This is a genomic window from Streptomyces sp. NPDC001728, from assembly GCF_040297565.1.
In the GTDB taxonomy this organism is placed as follows: Bacteria; Actinomycetota; Actinomycetes; order Streptomycetales; family Streptomycetaceae; genus Streptomyces.
Genome location: NZ_JBEOZK010000011.1, coordinates 184,745 through 201,913, shown reverse-complemented (window position 1 = coordinate 201,913; position 17,169 = coordinate 184,745). Strand labels below are relative to the sequence as shown.

General features: G+C 71.3%; 19 protein-coding genes. 8 read left to right on the top strand and 11 right to left on the bottom strand.

The features are described from left to right. Positions 1-86 precede the first annotated feature (86 nt). Both ABT154_RS19005 and ABT154_RS19000 read right to left on the bottom strand, forming a co-directional pair. Positions 87-641: a NuoB/complex I 20 kDa subunit family protein gene (locus ABT154_RS19005; RefSeq protein ID WP_024756031.1), complete on the bottom strand. Its 555-nt coding sequence runs from the start codon at positions 639-641 to the stop codon at positions 87-89. Positions 642-658: 17 nt separating this feature from the next. Continuing rightward, positions 659-1,018 carry an NADH-quinone oxidoreductase subunit A gene (locus ABT154_RS19000; protein ID WP_019888619.1) on the bottom strand — a complete coding sequence of 120 codons (360 nt, stop codon included), beginning with the start codon at positions 1,016-1,018 and terminating at the stop codon, positions 659-661. A 669-nt stretch (positions 1,019-1,687) separates the two neighbouring features. Between ABT154_RS19000 and ABT154_RS18995 the strand changes: the two genes are divergently transcribed. Continuing rightward, the gene (locus ABT154_RS18995) at positions 1,688-2,563 is read left to right on the top strand and encodes a C40 family peptidase (RefSeq protein WP_351857981.1); all 876 of its coding nucleotides are present in this window, start codon (positions 1,688-1,690) and stop codon (positions 2,561-2,563) included. Between the two features lie 102 nt (positions 2,564-2,665). Here the strand turns inward: ABT154_RS18995 and ABT154_RS18990 are convergent, their stop codons facing one another. Genes ABT154_RS18990 through ABT154_RS18975 form a run of 4 tightly spaced genes read right to left on the bottom strand, consistent with a single transcriptional unit; the run spans position 2,666 to position 6,717 of the window. Beyond that, entirely contained in the window at positions 2,666-3,925 is a 1,260-nt protein-coding gene (locus ABT154_RS18990; RefSeq protein WP_351857980.1) for an ABC transporter permease, read from the bottom strand. Continuing rightward, entirely contained in the window at positions 3,922-4,623 is a 702-nt protein-coding gene (locus ABT154_RS18985) for an ABC transporter ATP-binding protein (protein WP_351857979.1), read from the bottom strand. Before ABT154_RS18985 ends, ABT154_RS18990 begins: the two co-directional genes overlap by 4 nt. Continuing rightward, positions 4,620-6,167 carry a peptidoglycan-binding protein gene (locus ABT154_RS18980; protein WP_351857978.1) on the bottom strand — a complete coding sequence of 516 codons (1,548 nt, stop codon included), beginning with the start codon at positions 6,165-6,167 and terminating at the stop codon, positions 4,620-4,622. The genes ABT154_RS18985 and ABT154_RS18980 overlap by 4 nt, the downstream gene beginning before the upstream one ends. Next, positions 6,160-6,717 (bottom strand): hypothetical protein, encoded by a 558-nt coding sequence (locus tag ABT154_RS18975; protein ID WP_351857977.1) that lies wholly within the window; start codon positions 6,715-6,717, stop codon positions 6,160-6,162. Before ABT154_RS18975 ends, ABT154_RS18980 begins: the two co-directional genes overlap by 8 nt. A 286-nt stretch (positions 6,718-7,003) precedes the next feature. Here ABT154_RS18975 and ABT154_RS18970 point away from each other — a divergent pair, with 286 nt between their 5' ends. The 3 genes from ABT154_RS18970 (at position 7,004) to ABT154_RS18960 (ending at position 9,117) form a co-directional block, all read left to right on the top strand. Then, positions 7,004-7,420 (top strand): peptidase inhibitor family I36 protein, encoded by a 417-nt coding sequence (locus ABT154_RS18970; RefSeq protein ID WP_351857976.1) that lies wholly within the window; start codon positions 7,004-7,006, stop codon positions 7,418-7,420. 150 nt (positions 7,421-7,570) lie between these two features. Then, the gene (locus ABT154_RS18965) at positions 7,571-8,512 is read left to right on the top strand and encodes a hypothetical protein (RefSeq protein WP_351857975.1); all 942 of its coding nucleotides are present in this window, start codon (positions 7,571-7,573) and stop codon (positions 8,510-8,512) included. Between the two features lie 206 nt (positions 8,513-8,718). Next, a complete protein-coding gene (locus tag ABT154_RS18960) occupies positions 8,719-9,117 on the top strand; it encodes a response regulator transcription factor (RefSeq protein ID WP_317875154.1) in 399 nt (132 codons plus the stop codon). A gap of 6 nt (positions 9,118-9,123) precedes the next feature. On the opposite strand, the gene ABT154_RS18955 is transcribed toward ABT154_RS18960, so the two are convergent. Together ABT154_RS18955 and ABT154_RS18950 are read right to left on the bottom strand one after the other, a co-directional pair. Further along, positions 9,124-10,410: a geranylgeranyl reductase family protein gene (locus ABT154_RS18955; protein ID WP_351857974.1), complete on the bottom strand. Its 1,287-nt coding sequence runs from the start codon at positions 10,408-10,410 to the stop codon at positions 9,124-9,126. Positions 10,411-10,480: 70 nt separating this feature from the next. Then, positions 10,481-11,173: a demethylmenaquinone methyltransferase gene (locus tag ABT154_RS18950; protein WP_351857973.1), complete on the bottom strand. Its 693-nt coding sequence runs from the start codon at positions 11,171-11,173 to the stop codon at positions 10,481-10,483. A gap of 135 nt (positions 11,174-11,308) precedes the next feature. Between ABT154_RS18950 and ABT154_RS18945 the strand changes: the two genes are divergently transcribed. Together ABT154_RS18945 and ABT154_RS18940 are read left to right on the top strand one after the other, a co-directional pair. After that, the gene (locus ABT154_RS18945; protein WP_351857972.1) at positions 11,309-11,848 is read left to right on the top strand and encodes a SigE family RNA polymerase sigma factor; all 540 of its coding nucleotides are present in this window, start codon (positions 11,309-11,311) and stop codon (positions 11,846-11,848) included. A gap of 10 nt (positions 11,849-11,858) precedes the next feature. Further along, positions 11,859-12,650, top strand: a complete 792-nt coding sequence (locus ABT154_RS18940; protein WP_351857971.1) for a hypothetical protein — start codon at positions 11,859-11,861, stop codon at positions 12,648-12,650. Positions 12,651-12,665: 15 nt separating this feature from the next. Here ABT154_RS18940 and ABT154_RS18935 read toward each other — a convergent pair whose 3' ends face one another. Both ABT154_RS18935 and mqnC read right to left on the bottom strand, forming a co-directional pair. Next, positions 12,666-13,265: an imidazolonepropionase-like domain-containing protein gene (locus tag ABT154_RS18935; RefSeq protein WP_351857970.1), complete on the bottom strand. Its 600-nt coding sequence runs from the start codon at positions 13,263-13,265 to the stop codon at positions 12,666-12,668. Between the two features lie 8 nt (positions 13,266-13,273). Further along, a complete protein-coding gene (gene mqnC, locus ABT154_RS18930) occupies positions 13,274-14,488 on the bottom strand; it encodes a cyclic dehypoxanthinyl futalosine synthase (protein WP_351857969.1) in 1,215 nt (404 codons plus the stop codon). 129 nt (positions 14,489-14,617) lie between these two features. On the opposite strand from mqnC, the gene ABT154_RS18925 reads away from it, so the two are divergent. Beyond that, on the top strand, positions 14,618-15,712 hold the full coding sequence (locus ABT154_RS18925; RefSeq protein WP_351857968.1) for an alpha/beta hydrolase: 1,095 nt from the start codon (positions 14,618-14,620) through the stop codon (positions 15,710-15,712). Here the strand turns inward: ABT154_RS18925 and ABT154_RS18920 are convergent. Then, positions 15,709-16,581 carry a menaquinone biosynthetic enzyme MqnA/MqnD family protein gene (locus ABT154_RS18920; protein WP_317877090.1) on the bottom strand — a complete coding sequence of 291 codons (873 nt, stop codon included), beginning with the start codon at positions 16,579-16,581 and terminating at the stop codon, positions 15,709-15,711. The genes ABT154_RS18925 and ABT154_RS18920 overlap by 4 nt on opposite strands. 262 nt (positions 16,582-16,843) lie before the next feature. On the opposite strand from ABT154_RS18920, the gene ABT154_RS18915 reads away from it, so the two are divergent. After that, the gene (locus ABT154_RS18915; RefSeq protein ID WP_015035453.1) at positions 16,844-17,047 is read left to right on the top strand and encodes a cold-shock protein; all 204 of its coding nucleotides are present in this window, start codon (positions 16,844-16,846) and stop codon (positions 17,045-17,047) included. Positions 17,048-17,169 lie beyond the last annotated feature (122 nt).

Here is a 17,169-nt window from a genome sequence, read left to right as displayed (position 1 = left end):
TGCTGAACCGTTCCCTTCTCCGCCCGCGCGGCGCAGAGGTGCCGGCTTCGTCGCTTGCTGCGGCCCGGCGGCCGCGCGTGCGCCGGTCACCTCAGCAGCCCCTTCAGTTCGATGGTCGGCAGCGCCTTGAGCGCCGCCTCCTCCGCCTCCCGGGCCGCCTCCTCGGCGTTCACACCGAGCTTGGAGGTCTGGATCTTCTGGTGGAGCTTGAGGATCGCGTCGAGCAGCATCTCCGGGCGCGGCGGGCAGCCGGGCAGGTAGATGTCGACCGGCACGATGTGGTCGACGCCCTGGACGATCGCGTAGTTGTTGAACATGCCGCCCGAGGAGGCGCAGACGCCCATGGAGATGACCCACTTGGGGTTGGGCATCTGGTCGTAGACCTGCCTCAGCACGGGCGCCATCTTCTGGCTGACCCGGCCGGCGACGATCATCAGGTCGGCCTGGCGCGGCGAGCCGCGGAAGACCTCCATGCCGAAGCGGGCCAGGTCGTACCGGCCGGCTCCGGTGGTCATCATCTCGATGGCGCAGCAGGCGAGGCCGAAGGTCGCGGGGAACACGGACGCCTTGCGCACCCAGCCCGCGGCCTGTTCGACCGTCGTCAGCAGAAAGCCGCTCGGGAGTTTCTCTTCGAGTCCCATAGGTGCCCCTCAGCCCCTCAGTCCCATTCCAGGCCGCCGCGACGCCACACGTAGGCGTAGGCGACGAAGACGGTGAGCACGAAGAGCAGCATCTCCACGAGCCCGAAAAGCCCCAGGGCGTCGAAGGTGACGGCCCAGGGGTAGAGGAAGACGATCTCGATGTCGAAGACGATGAAGAGCATCGCCGTCAGGTAGTACTTGATCGGGAAGCGTCCGCCTCCGGCGGGAGTGGGCGTCGGCTCGATGCCGCACTCGTACGCCTCAAGTTTTGCCCTGTTGTACCGCTTTGGCCCGATAAGCGTGGCCATGACCACGGAGAAGATCGCAAACCCCGCACCCAGGGCACCGAGCACGAGGACGGGCGCGTACGCATTCACGCTCCTCGCTCCTTCCAGTCGTCCTTGACCGTTGGACCGCACGGCCGGATGTGAAAGATCGCCCCCATGTGAGGCAGTTCACAAGCCCGGCTGCCCCGCATCTTATGCCCGCCCCTCTGTGATCTGCGACACGGGGTACACCAACGACTTTGTGATCTCCACCACCTGACGAAGGATCATGAAGTCGGATGAGCGGTGATCTTGTCGCGCGAAGCGCCCAGGTGATCACCAGATGTGACATCCGGACCGGAAATCGCTGATCGGAGGGGGTGTCGCTCTATCAAGTGATGGCCATTACAAGCAAATTGGCGATGGACGCGTACGGGTGATAGAGGAACGCCCGTCGCCCGGTCGGGGAGGGCGGCGTACGAGGGTGGACGCGTGCGCCCCTTCACGAGCGTTCGTGAGACGGGCGTGTGACCTGCACCACACCGCGAAGGTCGCGAAAAAAGCGGGGCTTGGCCATCGGCGTCAAGAGGTGGTAAGCGTCGGGCAATTCGGACTTTTCAATGAAAACCCGTGATCAAGGCCCGGATGGCTCGCGCCCGATTTGCCCGTTACGGCGTCAATAAGGGTGCCACGGAAGCGGATTCGCGGGTTCCAAACGTAACTGTGGCGCAACCCACGTTTCTTGAAGGGAACCCTGAAGCCCTGATAGCGGTTGTTCCCATGTCCCACACCGCTCACATACCCAGCCACCGGAAGCCCCGCCGCAGCGCCTCGAAGCTCGCGCTGCGAGCCGGAGTTGCCGGTGGCGTCCTCGGCACCATCGCGGTGGCCGGTGCTGCCGGGCCGGCCTCGGCCGAGCCGGTGACCGAGACCATCGAAATGCCCACCCTCGGCTCGCTCGACGCCGGCACGGGCCTCGCCAGTGCCGTCGCCGCCTCCGCCGAGGCCTCCCAGCAGGAGGCTCTGGACCAGAGCCTCGCCACGCAGGAGAACACCGCCCTCCTCAAGGCCTCCCAGGAGGCCAAGAAGGCCAAGGCCGAGGCCGACCGCAAGGCCGCCGCCGAGAAGGCCGAGAAGGCCCGCCTCAAGGCCGAGCAGGAGCGCCGCGAGGCCGCGGAGCGCGCCTCCCGCGACACCGCGCGCACCCAGCTCTCCACCACGAGCTCGTCGAACGACAACGGCTCGTCCTCGGACAGCGGCTCCTCGGCCGGCAGCAGCGAGACCACCACGCAGGCGCCCTCCGGCTCCGCCGCCGCGATCGTGGCCTTCGCCCGTGCCCAGATCGGCGACTCGTACGTCATGGGCGGCACCGGCCCCAACTCCTGGGACTGCTCCGGCCTCGTCCAGGCCGCCTACCGCGCGGCCGGCATCGACCTGCCCCGCATCTCCGGCGACCAGTCGAGCAGGGGCACCTCGGTCTCCCTGAGCAACCTCCAGCCGGGCGACGTCCTCTACTGGGGCAGCCGCAGCGGTTCGTACCACGTGGCCATCTACGTGGGCGGCGGCAAGTACGTCGGCGCGCAGAACCCCTCGACGGGCGTCGTCGAGCGCTCCCTGGACTGGGACACCCCCTCGGGCGCCGTCCGCATCCTCTGATCCACCCCTCTTCGCGCCGAAGGGCCGTCACTCCTCGGGGGAGCGACGGCCCTTCGGCGCGTCCGGAGGCGTTTCCGCGGAGCCGCGACCGCGGCGCCGTCGTCAGCGGCGCAGCGCCTCGGCCGGTTCGATCCGCGAGGCCCGCCAGGCCGGGTAGAGCCCGGCGACGACTCCCGTGACCAGGCCGACGGCCGGGGCCGCGATCACCGTCCCGGTGTGCATGACCGGGGTCCAGTCGCGCACCAGCGCCACCGCGATGACCGTGGACACCCCGAGCGCCGTGCCGACGAGACCGCCCATCGCTCCCAAAGCGCCTGATTCCGTGAGGAACTGGACGGTGATGTGCCGTCCTCTGGCGCCGAGGGCCCGCCGCAGGCCGATCTCCCCGGTCCGTTCGAGGACCGCGACGAGCGTGGTGTTGGCGATCCCGACGGCGCCGATCACCAGACAGATCGCCGCGAGCAGCAGGAAGAGCTGATCCAGGTCGTCGGTCACGCCCGCCCGCAGGGCCTTGGGGTCCGGCGGGGGGATCGCCTTGAGGTACTCCGGGTGGTCCGGGCGCAGGGCGACCGGCGCCTCCCGCGCGATCTGGCCGGCCGCGCCGGTCGCCGTCGTGATGAGCATCTTGGCGTCGCCCTGCTGCGGCGGTCCCCACAGCTTCTCGGCGGTCGTTCTCGGCACGGTCACCGACATCAGGACATCGGCCCTGCGCTGCACGTCGTCGATGATCCCGGCGACCGTGAAGGGCTCGTCGCCGATGAACACCGCGGGGCGGGTCTCCAGGGTGGTGATGCCGAGCCGGGCCGCGACCGATCTGCCGAGCACCGCGACAGGCTGCCCGGACCTGGAGGTGAACTCGTCGTACAGCCGGCCCTGGGCGAGGGTCGGCGCCGCCGCGCGCAGCGCTCCGGGGGACGCCGCGACGACCTCGATCCGCTCGCTGCCCCCACCGTCGCCGACCGGTGCGGAGCGGACGGCCGTGCCGGGTTCCAGGCGGACGGTCCAGTAGACACCGGCGTCCTCGACGCCGCCGAGCCGTTCGATGCGGGCGTCCGCGTCGGCCGGGAAGGCGGGATCGGCGAACTCGTTCTGCTCGCGGGCCACGTCCTCGACGGTCACCTCGGTGGCCGTCAGCAGGTTGAACCGCGCGTCGATCTGCGAGGAGGTGGTGGCGGTCAGCCCGAGGATCGCCACGAAGGTGCCGACGCCGAGTACGGTGCCGAGCGCGGTGAGCACCGAGCGGCCGGGGCGCTGGAGCATGCCGGCGACGGCCTCGGCGAGGACGTCACGGGCCGCCAGCCGGGAGGGTTCGACCACCCGGTTCCGCCTGCGGGGCCGTTCGCCCCGGGAGGATCGGCTCACGCTGTCGCCTCCGTCACGGGCTCGCTCAGCACCCCGTCGCGGATGGTCACCGTGCGCTGGCCGCGTTCGGCCACCTCCGCGTCGTGGGTGATCACGAGGATGGTCATCCCGGACGCGTGCAGTTCGCCGAGGAGGTCGAGGACCGATCCCGCGTTGTCGGAGTCGAGGTTGCCGGTCGGCTCGTCGCAGAGCAGCAGCGAGGGGCGGCCGGCCAGGGCGCGGGCGATGGCCACCCGCTGGCGTTCGCCGCCGGACAGCCGGCCGGGCAGCGCGTCGGCCCGGTGGCCGAGGCCCACCCGTTCGAGGGCGGTACGGGCACGGGCCCGGCGCTCGGCCCGGGGCACCGCCGAGTAGACCATCGAGAGCATGACGTTCTCGGTGGCGCTGCGGTGCGGCAGCAGGTGGAAGGACTGGAAGACGAAGCCGATCCGCCGCCCGCGCAGGGCCGTACGGTCCCCGTCGCGCAGCTCGGCCGTGTCGATGCCGTCCAGGAGGTAGGTGCCGCCGGTGGGGGCGTCGAGCAGTCCGGCGACGTTCAGGAAGGTCGACTTGCCCGATCCGGACGGCCCGACGACCGTGATGAACTCCCCTTTCCGTACGGTCAGTTCGCACGGCCTCAGGGCGGCGACGGGCGGCGGGCCCGGGTAGGTCAGGCTCACCGCGCGGAACTCGATGACCGGGACGTCCTGATCGCTCACGGCGACCCCTGGGACTTCCCCGACGCCACGCCCGGGTTCACCCCGGTGACCACCTCGTCGCCCTCCTTGAGCGCCCCGGAGGTGACGGGGACGACCTCGACGAATCCGTCGCCGGTCGTGCCGGTCCGCACCTCGACGCGCTCCTGTCGGCCGGTGCCGTCGACCGTGGTGACGACCGTCCGGCCGTCCACGCCCGCGGAGACGGCCGTGACCGGGACGACCAGGGCCTTGCCGTCGGTGGAGGCGGCCTCGATGGTGAGGCGCACCTCCTGGTCGGCGAGCCCGGAGGGGAGTTCGCGGGTGGGTTCGACGGTGAAGAGGTAGCCGACGGAGCCGTTGCCCTGGGCGCCGTCCCCTCCCCCGCCGTTGGTGTCGTTCCCGCCGGAGCCGGAGGCCCCCGAGCCGGAACCCGGCTGCTGGTCCTGCTCCCTGCTGGGGGTGCCGGCCACCGAGACCACCCGGCCCGTCGTCTCCTGCCCGGTCGTCTCGGCGAGGATCCGCACCCTCTGTCCGGCGCGGACCAGGCCCTTCTGGTGGTCCTGGAGATAGCCCTGGGCCATCAGCCTGCCGGAGGAGAGGGTCATCGCCGTGCCGGAGACCTGCGCCCCCGGCCGTGCGGTGACGGTGGCGACCCGCGCCGGGAAGGCCCGTACGAAGACGACCTCGGCCGCCGGGACCATCGGACCGGCGGCGGCCTCGGCCTTCTCCAGTGTCAGGCGGGCGGCGTCCAGGTCCTCGGCGGCCCGGTCGCGCGCCTTCTTGAGCTGCTTCCTCTGGGCGTCGTCGGTGTTGGCCGCGAGCGCGTCGCGGGCGTCGACGGCGGCCCGTTCGGCGCCGGTGACGGCGGCCTTGGCGCCGTCCACGGCCGCGCCGTCGTCGTCGACGGCGGGCCGGGGGTCGTAGCCGACGGAGGCGTAGAACTCCTCGACCGCGTCCTTGGTGCCGGGGCCGAAGGTGCCCTTGGCGTCGCCGCCGCGGCCGTGGCCGAGGGCGGCGAGCGCGGTCTGCAGCTGCTTCACGTCGTCGCCGGTGGCGCCGGGCTTGAGGTCCCGGTACACGGGCAGGGCGCCGGGCAGTACGAAGACGGGCCGGCCGGAGATCTCCAGGAGCACCTTGCCCGAGCGCACCGCGTCCCCGCTCTTGACGGAGACCTTGGTGATCACGGGGGCGGCGCCGCCCTCGCCGCCGGCGGAGACGGGGGCGACCTGGATGGTCTGGCCGGCCACGACGGTGCCGCGCAGGACGACGGTCTCCGCGAGGACCCGGTTCTCGACCCGGGCGATCAGTACGTCCTGCGGAGGCGGTTCGGCGTCGGCGGCGACCTGGGCGGGCGACCGGATCAGCGAGGTGGCCGCCACTCCGGCGCCGGTCAGGGCGACCGCGCCCGCGACGAGGGCGGCGACCCAGAAGCGGCGCCGGGACATCCGGACGGCCCCGGCGTCGCGGCCGGGGGTCCGGGTGTCCTTCGCGCTCACGGTGTCGCCGCCGGAGGCGCGGTGGTCGGCCGCGGTCTCGGCGTCAGCGGCCGGGGTGTCGTCAGCCACCGACGACCGTCCCGCCGTTGCCGCCTCCTGCCGTGGGCGCGCACGCCTTCAGAGCCGCGATCACCTTGGCGTCGCTCTTCATCCGGTCGGCGAGGGTGCCGGTCAGCGGTACGGAGCCGGTGGCGGGGTCGGGGTCGGGGTAGTCGGTGACGCCCTTCTCCCGCATGCAGGCGGACATCTTCTGGGCCACCGCGAGCCGGGCCGGGTCGGCCTTCGGCCTGGCGGGCACCTTCGGGGCGCACGCCTTCTCGGCCGCGGTGATCTGCTCGGCGGTGTTGGCGTCCTTGTCGACGCGCTTCTCCCCGCCCTCGCGGTCCTGGAGCTTGAGCCCCTGGGCGCCCAGGCAGTCGTAGTACGCGCCCCAGACTCCGGCGCCCTGCGAGGCCCCGGCGGAAGGACCGCCGGACGAAGGGGCGGAGGAGGGGGCGGACGAAGGGGCGGAGGTGGTGCCGGTGCTCGGACCGGACCGGGCTGCGCTGTCCCCGTCGCTTGAGCACCCCCCGAGCCCGAGGGCGAGGATCAGCACGGGAACGGCCATGAGGCGTCTCATCAGAACGGTCCTTCCGACGGGGAGTCCCCCGTCACGGGGCGTCTCTTGGGAACGCGCGTGAGGAGGCCGACGCGGCGTTGCGCTACGCCACGTGCAAGGCCTCCGCGCGGTGGGTCTCCGGCGCCCGGCGGGCACCTCGACAAGGCCGAGGATAGCCCGGCGGCGCCGCACCGGTAACTGTCTCAACGGACAGTGGACGCGGTGGAGTTGGCGATGTTCGTATGGAGACCGGCCCACTCCGGGCCACAACGAACCCCTCAGCAACAGCTATGTGAAAGGCATCGACATGCAGCGCACTGCACTCCGTCGCGTGGCCGCCACGGCCGTCGCACTCGTCGCCATCGGCGCCGGCGCGCTCGCCACCGCCGGCTCGGCCTCGGCCGCGACCGGCAAGAACGGCTACCTGGAGAGCGGCGAGTTCGGCCTGTTCTACAACTCGAACCAGGCCGGTGCCGTCTTCGACCTCTACGTCGCGGACGACAACTTCGACGACGACTGGTTCCCGGGCCCCGGCAACGGCGCCGGCCAGAAGGTGAACGACAACACCGCGTCGTACTACAACGCCGACTCCCTGACGTGGTGGGTCTACACCGACGCGTACGCGGGCGGCGTCGAGGGCAGCCTGCCCCCCGGCTACGTCGGCAACGCCTCCGCGACGTTCAAGAACCAGATCTCCTCCGCGTACCACTACAAGGCCCGTTGATCCCCAGGGTCCGCACCACCAGCTGAACCGCCGGTGTAGTTCTCCGACTCCGGCACGCACCACCAAGGCAGCCGTTGCTCCGCCCGAATGAGGCGGGCAGAGCAACGGCTGCTCCCATGGTAGACACGCACCCGCCCCTGGAGCAGCCCCATGCGTCCACTCGCCGCTCGCGCGACCGTCCTCCTGCTGAGCGCCGCGCTCCTCACCGCCTGTTCCTCCGAGTCCGGTGGTGGTGGCGGCGGTTCCGCGAAGGAGCCGGAGATCGGGACGGTCCCCCGGCTGCTGTCGACGACCGGGCTCTCCTTCCCGCTCGACGGCTACGCGACCACCGACGAGCAGCGCCGCACGCTGGAGCGGGCCCAGGCCCGGGTGACCAGCGACTGCATGACCCGCTTCGGATTCTCGTACGAGCTGCCCCTGTCGCCCTCCCCCGGCGGCCGGTCCGCCGACTCCCGGCGCTACGGCCTGACCGACGCCACCGTCGCCGCCCGCTACGGCTACACCCCGAACCGGGGCGCCGGGACACCCGCCAAGCCGGCCGTCCAGACGCTGAGCGAGAGCGGCCGGCTCGCGCTCAACGGCCCCGAGCACAAGGGCCCCCAGCCGATGAGCCTGGAGGAGTCCGCGACCGTGGACAGCGGCAAGACCCTCGCCGGGAAGAAGGTGCCCGTCGGCGGCTGTCTCCGCGAGGGCTACCTCACGGTCTACGCGCCGAAGAAGGGCACGATGGACAGCATGTTCGTCACCAACATGGTGATGGACGCCAACTCCCGCTCCCGTGAGGACTCCCGGGTCGTCGCCGCGGTGAAGGCCTGGTCCGCCTGCATGGCGGAGAAGGGCTACAAGGTGGACGAGCCCGTCAGCCCGCAGAGCGACCTGAAGCTCGACCCCAACAGCTACGGGAGTCCCCGGGCCGTCGCCGCCGCCAAGCAGGACGTCGCCTGTAAGGAAAAGGCCAACCTCGTCGGCATCTGGTTCACCGTCGAGAGCGCCTACCAGAAGCGGAGCATCGAGCAGAACGCCGAGGCGCTCAACCAGGCGAAGACCGAGCTCGACGAGCGGTTGCGGCTGGCAGCCGCCGCGGCCGGCTGACCCGCGCGGCACGACACCGAGAGGGCTCCCGCGCATTTCGCGACGGGAGCCCGACGGCGTTTTCCGGCCGCCGGGACGTCCCTGGGACGTCCCGTCCCGCCGCCGCGGGCAACCTTTCGTGAGGCGATCCGGTTACCGTTCCCGGGAGGAACCGAGGTCGGTTCCCTCGCACCACGTCCAACGAACGCCGTCTCTGGGGGGGACACATGCTTCGTCACTGCCCGTACTGCGGACCAGGATTAGGTGAGGGCGAGACACGGGCGGCCCGGATCAATCCGGTCACCACCGCCGTGCGCCATCTGGACCTGCTGACGGACCGCGAGATCGAGGTCCTGTCGGCGATGCCCGGTGGAGAGTCCAACACGGACCTCGCCGAGTACCTCGGCATCACCGAGCGCACCGTCAAGTTCCACGTCACCAACATGCGGGAGAAGCTGGGCGGCCTGTCGCGCGCCCAGCTCCATCTGCTCGCCCTGCTCACCGAGACGGTCTGGCCGTGCCGTCTCTGCCGTCACGACGGACCGGGCATCGGCGCGGAACCCCGCGCGATCGTCCCCCGGCCCTCCGTGACGCGGCGGTTCGCCGCCGTCAAGAGCTGCGCCTGACGGCGATCAGGCCTTCGGCGCCACCTTCGACAGACCGTTGATGATCCGGTCCATCGCGTCGCCGCCCGTCGGGTCGGTCAGGTTGGCCAGCATCTTCAGCGTGAACTTCATCAGGAGCGGGTGCGTCAGTCCGCGCTGGGTCGCGATCTTCATGACCTTCGGGTTGCCGATGAGCTTCACGAAGGCGCGGCCCAGCGTGTAGTACCCGCCGTAGGTGTCCTTGAGGACCTGCGGGTAGTTCCGCAGGGCCAGTTCGCGCTGGGCGGGGGTCGCACGCGCGTGCGCCTGGACGATGACGTCGGCCGCGATCTGGCCGGACTCCATGGCGTACGCGATGCCCTCGCCGTTGAAGGGGTTGACCAGGCCGCCCGCGTCACCGACGAGCAGCAGGCCCCGGGTGTAGTGCGGCTGGCGGTTGAAGGCCATCGGGAGGGCGGCGCCCCGGATCGGCATCGTCATGTTGTCCGGGGTGAAGCCCCAGTCCTCCGGCATCGAGGCGCACCAGGCCTTGAGGACCTCGCGCCAGTCCAGCTCGCGGAAGGCCTTCGAGGAGTTCAGGATGCCGAGGCCGACGTTGGACGTGCCGTCGCCCATGCCGAAGACCCAGCCGTAGCCGGGCAGCAGCCGGTCCTCCGCGCCGCGCCGGTCCCACAGCTCCAGCCACGACTCCAGGTAGTCGTCGTCGTGCCGGGGCGAGGTGAAGTACGTCCGGACGGCGACGCCCATCGGCCGGTCCTCGCGCCGGTGCAGGCCCATCGCGAGGGAGAGCCGGGTGGAGTTGCCGTCGGCGGCGACGACGAGCGGCGCGTGGAAGGTGACCTCGCGCTTCTCCTCGCCCAGCTTGGCGTGGACGCCGGTGATCCGGCCCGTACGATCGTCGATGACCGGCGCGCCGACGTTGCAGCGCTCGTACAGCCGGGCGCCGGCCTTCTGCGCCTGCCGGGCCAGCTGCTCGTCGAAGTCGTCGCGCTTGCGGACCAGACCGTAGTCCGGGTACGAGGCCAGCTCGGGCCAGTCGAGTTCGAGGCGCACCCCGCCGCCGATGATCCGCAGGCCCTTGTTCCGCAGCCAGCCGGCCTCTTCGGAGATGTCGATGCCCATGGAGACGAGCTGCTTGGTGGCGCGCGGGGTGAGCCCGTCGCCGCAGACCTTCTCGCGGGGGAACGCCGTCTTCTCCAGGAGGAGGACGTCGAGTCCGGCCTTCGCCAGGTAGTAGGCCGTGGTGGAGCCGGCCGGGCCCGCCCCGACGACGATCACATCAGCGCTGTGCTCGGAGAGGGGCTGCTCGGTCACGGCGGATCTCCCGAAGGGGTCGAGGAAAGGGGCTGGTCGAAGTCTATTGCGGGGGTTCGCGGGGGTGGGCTCAGGCCTTGAGACCGCGGTGCAGGGCGACGATGCCGCCCGTCAGGTTGCGGTACGCCACCTTCGACCAGCCGGCCTTGCGGAGCAGGCCGGCCAGGGCGGGCTGGTCCGGCCAGGTCTGGATGGACTCGGCGAGGTAGACGTACGCGTCGGGGTTGGAGGAGACGGCGCGGGCCACCGGCGGCAGCGCGCGCATCAGGTACTCCTCGTACACGGTCCTGAACGGCTTCCAGGTGGGGTGCGAGAACTCGCAGATGACGACCCGGCCGCCCGGCTTCGTCACCCGGTACAGCTCGCGCAGCGCCGCGTCGGTGTCCTGGATGTTCCGCAGCCCGAAGGAGATGGTGACGGCGTCGAAGACGTCGTCGCGGAACGGCAGCTTCGTGCCGTCGCCCGCCGTGAACGGCATCCACGGGTGGTTGCGCTTGCCGACCCGCAGCATGCCCAGGGAGAAGTCGCACGGGACGACGTACGCGCCGGCGCGCACGAAGGGCTGCGACGAGGTCGCCGTGCCCGCGGCCAGGTCGAGGACCTTCTGCGCGGGCCGCGCGTCGACGGCCTTCGCGACCTCCTTGCGCCAGCGCCGGTCCTGCCCGAGGGACAGGACGTCGTTGGTGACGTCGTAGTTCGCCGCCACGGCGTCGAACATCGAGGCGACTTCGTGCGGCTGCTTGTCCAGGGATGCTCGGCTCACCCGGCCATTGTGGCAGCCGCCCCCCTGGCGGGCGGGGACCGGCCCCGGCCCCCGGAGGATTTTCCCGGACCTGCTTCAACCTTTTCCCGGCGAGCGCGCTCAGGGAAGGGTGACAGTGCTGACGAAGGGAACGAGATGCCGTCACCGCTTGGCTCGGACATCGGGTTCGAGGAGTTCGCCCGGTCCGCGCAGACGCGGCTGTACCGCACCGCGTACCTGCTGTGCGGGGACGCGGAGACCGCCCGCGACCTCACACAGACCACCCTCGCCAAGCTCTTCCAGCACTGGCGGCGGGCAGGGGCGGCGGAGCATCCGCACGCCTACGCCAAGACCGTGCTCACCCGCACGTTCCTGGCCGAGCGGCGGCGCCGCCTGCGCGATCTGCTCGCCTTCACCAAGACCGGCGGGCTCGGCCCGGCGCGGACCACCGAGCAGCCCGACCTCAGGGTCACGCTGCTCGCCGCGCTCGCCGAGCTCCCGCCCAGAGCCCGCGCCATGGTCGTCCTGAGGTACTGGGAGGACCTGAGTGTGGAGACCGTCGCCTCGCTCCTGCGCTGCAGCGAGGCGACGGTCAAAAGCCAGTGCTCGCGCTCACTGGCCCGGCTCCGGGACCAGCTGGGCGACGCACACCTCTACGCCGCCGATCCCCACCTCCACCACTCCATCGGAAGCTGAGGCACCCCGAGTGGACGACGCAACCATGCTCCGCCGTGCCATGGACCGCACGGCCCAGGAGCTTCCCCCCCTTCCCGACCTCGTGCCCGTCGCCGTGCGGCAGGGCCGCAGACGCCGTGCGCGGGCCCGGCTCACCGTCGCCGGAGGTGTCTTCGGCACGGTCACCGCCGCCGCGCTCGGGCTGACCCTGCTGCCCGGTGCGGACCCCGGTGTCGCCATGCCGGCGGCGCCTCCGGCGGCCTTTCCCTCGGCGTACCACACGCCGGTGCGGGTCGAGCCGACTCCGGGGCAGACCCCGCCGGAGAAGGTCTCCACCGAGGAGGGCGCGCGCCGCGCCCAGTTCCAGCAGCAGGTGTCGGCGCTGCTCGACGAGCTGCTCCCGGCGTCCGTCGCGGACGTACGGCCGGTCGCGGACGAGGTGTCCTCGTACCGGATCACGGCCGGCGGCACGACCTTCCCGGTGAAGCTGTCGGTCCGTCCGGCGGAGGGCGAGCGCCTCCAGGAGTGCCGGAACGTCCCGTCGAAGCGGACGACCTGCGAGAAGGTCGCTCTGGACGGGGGCAGGACCGCCCAGGTGTACGGGATGGCCGTGAACCGGCCGGAGACCCTGGGGTCCATGGTCGTCACCCGGTACGGCGGGAGCAGCGTGCTGCTCTCCGTCGACCCCTCGGCCGGGGCGTCGGCGCCGGTGACGCCGGACCAGCTGCTGGCCGTGGTGCGCGACCCCCGCTTCACCGATCTGCTCAGGTACGCGGACGCGTACCCGGTGCAGAAGAAGGGCGCGCCGGTCAGGGGCGGCTGAGCCCGGACGGGGGGGTTACCGGCGGCGGAAGACCAGTCGGCCGCCGAGGACGGTCGCCACGCAGGTGGCGGGGCCCAGGCGGACCAGCGCCGCCCGGTCGGGGACGTCGAAGACGGCGAACCGTGCCGGGCCGCCGGGCGCCAGACGGGGCAGCAGGACGAGTGGCCTCGGCGCGAGGGAGGGCGGTCCGGGCATCGTGGCGGGGCGCCGCCCGATGACGAGTCCGGCCCTGCGCACCGCGTCCTGCGCGGCCCTGCTGCGCAGTTCTCCGCCGACGGCGACCATCCCGAGCGCGAGCAGCCGCTGCACTCCGCGCCGGGCGGAGGCGCCGGCCCTCACGGGGTAGGCGTCGAGGATCTCCCGGGCCCGCTCGCCGTGGATCGGCTGGGTGCCGAACTCCTCGGCCTCGCGGGGGTCCGGGTGGTAGGTGGCTTCGAGCAGTTCGGGCCCGTACGGGTTGAGCAGGCCGGGCGTGATGATGCCCGGCCACAGCCGCAGCCGCGCGTCCTCGTGGGCGGCGGCCAGTTCCTCGTACGGTCCGACGGCGGCGATGTACGCGCCGTCGACGAGGACGGCGGTCTCGGGTGACGCCTCTGCGGCGTGGAGGGTCAGCACCTTCGGCCTCAGTTGGCGTCGAGGAGCTTCAGCTCGGGGTGGGCCGTGCCGCCCTCGATCGCGACGGACGAGAGGTGCGAGACGACGCGCTCGTCGACCGGGTCGTTCGCCGGGTCGTCGTGGACGACCAGGTGTTCGTACGTGGTCGCGCGCTGCGCCGGGACGCGGCCCGCCTTGCGGATCAGGTCGATGATCTCCAGGCGGTTGGAGCGGTGCTTGGCTCCGGCGGAGGAGACGACGTTCTCCTCCAGCATGATCGAGCCCAGGTCGTCGGCGCCGTAGTGCAGGGAGAGCTGGCCGACCTCCTTGCCGGTGGTCAGCCAGGAGCCCTGGATGTGGGCGACGTTGTCGAGGAACAGCCGGGCGATGGCGATCATGCGCAGGTACTCGAAGAGGGTGGCCTGCGTCTGGCCCTTGAGGTGGTTGTTCTCGGGCTGGTACGTGTACGGGATGAAGGCCCGGAAGCCACCCGTCCGGTCCTGCGTGTCACGGATCATGCGCAGGTGCTCGATCCGCTCGGCGTTGGTCTCGCCGGTGCCCATCAGCATGGTGGAGGTGGACTCGACGCCCAGCTTGTGGGCGATCTCCATGATCTCCAGCCAGCGCTCGCCGCTCTCCTTGAGCGGGGCGATGGCCTTGCGGGGCCGCGCGGGCAGCAGCTCGGCGCCGGCGCCCGCGAAGGAGTCGAGGCCTGCGGCGTGGATCCGGGTGATGGCCTCCTCGACGGAGACCCCGCTGATCCGGGCCATGTGCTCGACCTCGGACGCGCCGAGGGAGTGGATGACCAGCTGCGGGTACGCGGCCTTGATGGCGGCGAAGTGCTGCTCGTAGTACTCGACGCCGAAGTCGGGGTGGTGGCCGCCCTGGAACATGATCTGGGTGCCGCCGAGCTCGACGGTCTCCGCGCAGCGGCGCAGGATGTCGTCGAGGTCGCGGGTCCAGCCCTTCTTCGTGTCCTTGGGGGCCGCGTAGAAGGCACAGAACTTGCACGCCGTCACACAGACGTTCGTGTAGTTGATGTTCCGCTCGATGATGTACGTCGCGATGTGCTCGGTTCCCGCGTACCGGCGGCGGCGGACCGCGTCGGCGGCGGCGCCCAGCGCGTGGAGCGGCGCCGAGCGGTAGAGGTCGAGCGCCTCCTCCGGGGTGATCCGGCCGCCCGCGGCAGCGCGGTCGAGAACGGCTGCGACATCAGTCGACGTGAGTTCGGCCTTCTCGGTCACCGGGTGTGTCCCTTTCGGAGGGGTTCTGAGGAGTCAGAACCAGCGTACGCCAGGGCAACCTTCCGGGCTCCGCGCCCCTCTCCTCCTTCGGAATCACCCGATCTGCCCTGAACGAACCGGAGTCGCCCGATGGCACGCACGCCCTGGAGGTCCCGCCCGTCCTGGAGGCCCCGCCCGGCCGCCGTCGTCCGCTCCCTCGCCGCGGGCCTGGCGCTCGCCGTCCCGCTCTCCCTGCTGGGCGGCTGCGACGACGGCAAGGACGAGCCGTTCATGTTCGGCGGGCCGACCTCGGGGCCGAAGGCGGCGCCGGGGCAGCCCGTGACGGTCTATCCGCGCGGCCCCCGGGCGCGGTTCGCGGTCGCCGGGGAGGTGGAGGACGGCACCCGTATCGGGGTGGCGACGCTGCGGGGCCGGAAGTCCGGTTTCACGGGCAAGGTGTGGGTGTGGGCGCCTCCGCAGTATTTCGACCCGGCGTACGCGCACAGCGGGTTCCCCGTCCTTGAGGCGCTGCCGGGCGGACACGGATATCCGGTGAATTACTGGATGGGTACGGATCTCGGACTCCAGTCGGGCATCTCGCGGTGGTCCCGGGAGGGAAAGAGCCTTCCGTTCATCGTCGTGATGCCGGTCCTCAACCCGGACTTCGACCACTACTACGACGGAAGCGATATTCCGGGGCAGCCGAGAATGGGGACCTGGGTCGCGGAGGACGTACCGGATTTCGTCCGGGCGAATTTCCGGACGTTCGCCTCGCGGGACGGCTGGGCGTTCATGGGCTCGTCCTCGGGCGGCTTCGTCGGGCTGAAGTCGGTGCTCCAGCATCCGGACCGGTTCAAGGCCGTCATCGCCTCGGGGCCGGACACGGTTCCGGACTCGCCGCTGTGGCGGGGGCACGAGGCGGCGCGGCGGGCGAACGACCCGGGGCGGCTCGCGAGTCGGCTCGTCCGGCGGCCGGACACGCCGGCGAACGACGTGTACCTGGCGTTCCAGCTGGGCTCGCGGGAGACCGGGATCGCGCCGGACGTACGGCGGTTCATCCACCGGTACACCAAGGGTCCGGTGAAGACCCGGCTCCAGGTGATACCGGACGGCGGGCACAACGCCCGGACCTACATCCGGGGGCTGGAGGCGGGCTCGATCGCCTGGATCAGCCACTGGCTCCAGCCCCCGGTGCCGGACCGGCGTGCGTCCTGGCGGCGCGAGTCCTGGCGGCGCGAGTCCTAGCGGCGCTCGGGCGGGAGGAGTTCGACGGTGACGTCCGCCGGGAAGCCGGTCGTGGGGCCGGTGCGGCGGGCGAACTCGCGGACTCCGGCGAGCTGCTCGGGACCGAAGCGGAAGTCGAGCGTCCGGAAGTACCGCTCCAGGAGTTCCGCGTCGAAGGTCTCCCAGCGGGCGGCCTGCTCCGCGACCTTGGCGACCTCCTCCAGGGAGAGGTCCCGCGAGGCCAGGAAGGCCTGGTGGACCTCGTGGACGGTCTCCGGCTCGCGCGCCAGGTAGTCCTTGCGGGCCGCCCAGACGGCGAAGACGAAGGGGAGGCCCGTCCACTCCTTCCACATCAGCCCCAGGTCGTGGACCTGGAGGCCGAGCCGGGGCGCGTCGTGCAGCGAGGCCCGGAGGGCGGCGTCGCCGATGAGGACGGCGGCGTCCGCCTCCTGCATCATCAGGCCGAGGTCCGGCGGGCACGTGTAGTAGTCGGGCGCCACCCCGTACCGCTCGGCGAGGAGCAGCTGCGCGAGGCGTACGGAGGTGCGGGAGGTCGAACCGAGCGCGACGCGCGCCCCGTCCAGGTCCTCCAGCGGCAGCTGGGAGACGATCACGCAGGACATGACGGGTCCGTCGCAGCCGACGGCGATGTCGGGGAGGGCGACGAGGTCGTCCGCGTTGCGGAGGTACTCGACGAGGGTGATGGGTCCGATGTCGAGGTCCCCGCGGACGAGCCGCTCGCTGAGCTTCTCCGGGGTGTCCTTCGTGAGCTCCAGATCGAGAAGCGTTCCGGTCCTGGCCAGACCCCAGTAGAGGGGGAGGCAGTTCAGGAACTGGATGTGCCCGACGCGGGGCCGGCTGCGCTGCTGGTCGTCGGTTGCATTGTCCACATCGCGAGGCTAGACCCGTCTCGTCCCGTGGGCATCGCCGGGGCACGCGCGTCAGCACGCGGAGCAAGATCAGACCATGCGGGTGACGTGATCTTTCCCTCTACCGTTCTGAGCTTCCTGCGTGCTACGCTCAACGCAAGTTGCAGTTTGGTTTCCCTTGCAGTACAGAGCCTGCGGAGCATGTGACCCGCAGGCTTTTGTAGTTTTCAGACTTGTTTGCAGGTTCTGGAGCAGGGCGACCCTTTGGCCCATAGGAGGGCTCATGGCTACCGGAACCGTGAAGTGGTTCAACGCTGAAAAGGGCTTCGGCTTCATCGCCCAGGACGGCGGCGGCCCGGATGTCTTCGTCCACTACTCCGCGATCAACGCGAACGGCTTCCGTTCGCTCGAGGAGAACCAGCTCGTGACCTTCGACGTCACGCAGGGCCCGAAGGGCCCGCAGGCGGAGAACGTCTCCCCGGCCTAAGGTGCCTGGGTCGGCGAACACGCACGACTAGAGCAGTACCCAAGGAGCCCCGCTCCGTGCCCTCGGGCACGAGCGGGGCTCCTGCCCTATTCCGGGCGGGGCGGGGCGGGCCGGTCGGCGGG

Bases quoted from the DNA above. Each gene is read 5' to 3' on its own strand.
- ABT154_RS19005 (WP_024756031.1), bottom strand. From the start codon at position 641: ATGGGACTCGAAGAGAAACTCCCGAGCGGCTTTCTGCTGACGACGGTC.
- ABT154_RS18925 (WP_351857968.1), top strand. From the start codon at position 14,618: ATGGCACGCACGCCCTGGAGGTCCCGCCCGTCCTGGAGGCCCCGCCCG.
- ABT154_RS18975 (WP_351857977.1), bottom strand. From the start codon at position 6,717: ATGAGACGCCTCATGGCCGTTCCCGTGCTGATCCTCGCCCTCGGGCTC.
- ABT154_RS18965 (WP_351857975.1), top strand. From the start codon at position 7,571: ATGCGTCCACTCGCCGCTCGCGCGACCGTCCTCCTGCTGAGCGCCGCG.
- ABT154_RS18960 (WP_317875154.1), top strand. From the start codon at position 8,719: ATGCTTCGTCACTGCCCGTACTGCGGACCAGGATTAGGTGAGGGCGAG.
- ABT154_RS18945 (WP_351857972.1), top strand. From the start codon at position 11,309: ATGCCGTCACCGCTTGGCTCGGACATCGGGTTCGAGGAGTTCGCCCGG.
- ABT154_RS18995 (WP_351857981.1), top strand. From the start codon at position 1,688: ATGTCCCACACCGCTCACATACCCAGCCACCGGAAGCCCCGCCGCAGC.
- ABT154_RS18915 (WP_015035453.1), top strand. From the start codon at position 16,844: ATGGCTACCGGAACCGTGAAGTGGTTCAACGCTGAAAAGGGCTTCGGC.
- ABT154_RS18970 (WP_351857976.1), top strand. From the start codon at position 7,004: ATGCAGCGCACTGCACTCCGTCGCGTGGCCGCCACGGCCGTCGCACTC.